A 2,695-nucleotide genomic window follows, 5' to 3' on the forward strand; every position below is an offset into this window, starting at 1 on the left:
CTCAAAGGCTGGAGAATCTTGCGCAAGCTACGCTGCAGCCCGTCCAAGGCCAGCCACCTCTGCAAGGCCATCGCCGTCCTTCAGAACCATCGCGTCACCCAAGCCGGGTGAGCCTGAAATAGGTTCAATGTGGGCTACATGTCCAGGGCGTCGTTGATCTTGCCGTTGATCTGCTCTTGCTGGCCGTCCATGCACTTTGCGTAGACGCGCAGCAGGACGTCAACGCTGTGCCCGGCCCGCTTGGCGACCTCCGGAGCCGGGACACCCGCGTTCAACCAGAGCGACACAGCCGCGTGGCGCAGGTCGTACGGCCGGGCGGCCAGCGACGAGGCGACCTGAGCCGGGGTGAGGGCGAGTTTTCGAGCTTGCTGCCAGACGTTGGAGTGCGCCGAGCTGGAGTAGGTGCCGCCGGTTCTCGTGCTGAAGATCCTGCCGTCCTTGGCCGTGCCGAACTCGGCGATGTGCTCGCGGAGCATGGCGACCAGGACGGGTGGGATCGGGATCTCTCGTGTCTCCTTGTCCGCGCGGTGCTTCAGGCTGTGCGACTCGTGAGTCTGCCCGGAGTTGGTCCAGCGCTTCGTTGCCTGAGGTCTCGCCCGCTCCAGGACGATCAGGCCCCAGCCCGTCTCAGGCAGCGTGCAGTTAGTCAGCCGCAGGTCCGCCGCCTCCTCCGGCCGCAGCGCCGCGTAGTAGATGCAGCCGAACAGCGCCTTGAGCCGGGGACCGCGGTTGCGACCCACTTTGGGCACGGCGTCGAGGAGTTGCCGCGCCTGGGCCGGGTTGACCACCGTGCGCGGATCGATGACCGTAACGGCCCTCGGTGCCGTCCATTTGATCTCGTCCAGCGGGTTGCTGGCGAACGCCTTCTGCTCCACCGCGTGCTCCAGGAGGTGATGGAGAACGGCACGCTTGCGCCGTACCGTGTTCGCCCCCGCCGGGGCGCCGGCGAAGGTGATCGAGATAGCGTCGAGCGCCGTACGCAGAACATGCGGCTCCTTCAGCGCGGACAGCGGAACGGATACCCGCTCCAACCAGCCGAGAGCCGCGGTTTGGGCCACGGTCAGGCTGGGCCGCCTCTTCTCCGGGATGAGTGCGTAGATGCGCAGGACTTCCCTCAGTTCTTCGGCAGCAGGACGGCGCGGCGCGTCGGTCACCAGAGCCGGGACCAGCGACAGGAGGGCGTAGGCGTCCGTCTCCCGGGTGCGGGCCGCCGAGGTGTTCCAGCGGCGCAGGACGTACGCCTGAGCGAACTCGAAGAACGTCGGCCCGGAGGACACACGCGCGAGCGTCGACACCGGCAGGCCGGTGGCCACGTCGAACTCCTCCCCCGCCTTCGCCGCCTGCCGCAGGTCGGACAGGAAGGCGTTGGCCAGGCCCTTCGTGCGGAAGCTTCTGGACCTGGGCTTGCCCGCGACGCGCCAGCGGGCGATGAACGTGGGTGTCTCGCGGTCCGTACGGTGCTGGACCGCGCCGAGCTTGACGTCGTACGTGGTGTTCATGCCGCCTCCCGTCGCGAGTCCAGCCAGGTGATGAGGTCGCTCCCCTCTCTGTCAGACTGCTGTGATACATGGGGCAAATGAGTCCTTTTGATGTGAAGCAGGGCGAGATAGGACGATCGAGACAGTGACGATGACCCTCGCCGATCAGAGCGCCTTGACGGGGCAGGATGGTCGGGTGACCGATGAGCAGCCGGCCCGGCCCAAGCGGCGGACGTTCACCAAGGCCTACAAGGCGCGGATCCTGGCCGCTTTCGACGCGCTGCCCGAAGGCAGCCCTGAGCGGGGCGCACTGCTCCGCAAGGAACGGCTGTATCACTCCCATATCGTGCACTGGAGAAAGCAGGCTGAGAGCGGAACACTCCCGGCCTCGACCGGCCGGCCGCACAAGAGCGCCGAGTCGGAGGAACTGGCCCGGCTGCGGGCCGAGAACAAGAAACTCAAATCCGATACCGCAAAACTCGAGTCCCGCAACGAGAAACTAGCCGGCGAGCTGGGTAAGACCAAAACCGCGCTGGATATTGCGGGAAAAGCATTCGCGCTGCTTCAGGACATCTCAAGCAGCGCGGACTCCGACACGAACTGAATCGGGCCCTGGACGAGTATTTCCCGGACCTGGAGGCGTCGGTCGGCACGGTGAAGGCATGCGCGGTGTTCGGGAGATCCCGGGCCACGGTGCACCGCCGGCGAAATCCGCGCCCGCCCGTGCAAGGACCGCGCCGGCCGTTCCACCACCCGGCCGAACTGTCCGACGACGAACGCGAGCAGGTGCTGGCAGTGCTCGACTCTGCCCGCTTCGCCGACAAGTCGCCCGGCCAGGTGTGGGCGATCCTGCTGGACGAGGGTGTCTACCTGTGCTCGCAGGCCACCATGTACCGCCTGCTGCGCGAACGCGGGCAAAGTGGCGAGCGGCGCGCCCAGGCCGTACGCCCGCCGACCAGCAAACCCGAACTGGAGGCCGACCGCCCCGACCTCGTGTGGTCGTGGGACATCACCAAACTGAAAGGCCCGGTGCGAGGCGTCTACTATCTGTTGTACGTCATCATCGACATCTTCTCCCGCAAAGTCATTCACTGAACCTATTTCAGGCTCCGCATCGAGTGCCCTGGTCACAGCATGATCGCAAGTCCGAGGTTAGCCCCATGACGCAGCAGAGCTCCTGGTAGATGGGTTGATCACCACAACCACGCCCATCACAA

3 protein-coding genes are annotated in these 2,695 nt (G+C 66.0%); 2 read left to right on the forward strand and 1 reads right to left on the reverse strand.

Annotated features, from left to right (window positions below; all coding sequences use genetic code 11):
• Positions 1–134 precede the first annotated feature (134 nt).
• Positions 135–1,499 carry a tyrosine-type recombinase/integrase gene (locus E1295_RS47890; protein WP_132642016.1) on the reverse strand — a complete coding sequence of 455 codons (1,365 nt, stop codon included), beginning with the start codon at positions 1,497–1,499 and terminating at the stop codon, positions 135–137.
• Between the two features lie 124 nt (positions 1,500–1,623).
• Between E1295_RS47890 and E1295_RS47895 the strand changes: the two genes are divergently transcribed.
• Positions 1,624–2,082, forward strand: coding sequence for a hypothetical protein (locus E1295_RS47895; protein ID WP_132642018.1), 459 nt, complete (start codon positions 1,624–1,626; stop codon positions 2,080–2,082).
• Between the two features lie 119 nt (positions 2,083–2,201).
• The gene (locus E1295_RS47900) at positions 2,202–2,573 is read left to right on the forward strand and encodes a hypothetical protein (protein WP_132642020.1); all 372 of its coding nucleotides are present in this window, start codon (positions 2,202–2,204) and stop codon (positions 2,571–2,573) included.
• The last annotated feature ends 122 nt before the right edge of the window (positions 2,574–2,695 follow it).

It is taken from the genome of Nonomuraea mesophila (assembly GCF_004352805.1).
In the GTDB taxonomy this organism is placed as follows: domain Bacteria; phylum Actinomycetota; class Actinomycetes; order Streptosporangiales; family Streptosporangiaceae; genus Nonomuraea; species Nonomuraea longispora.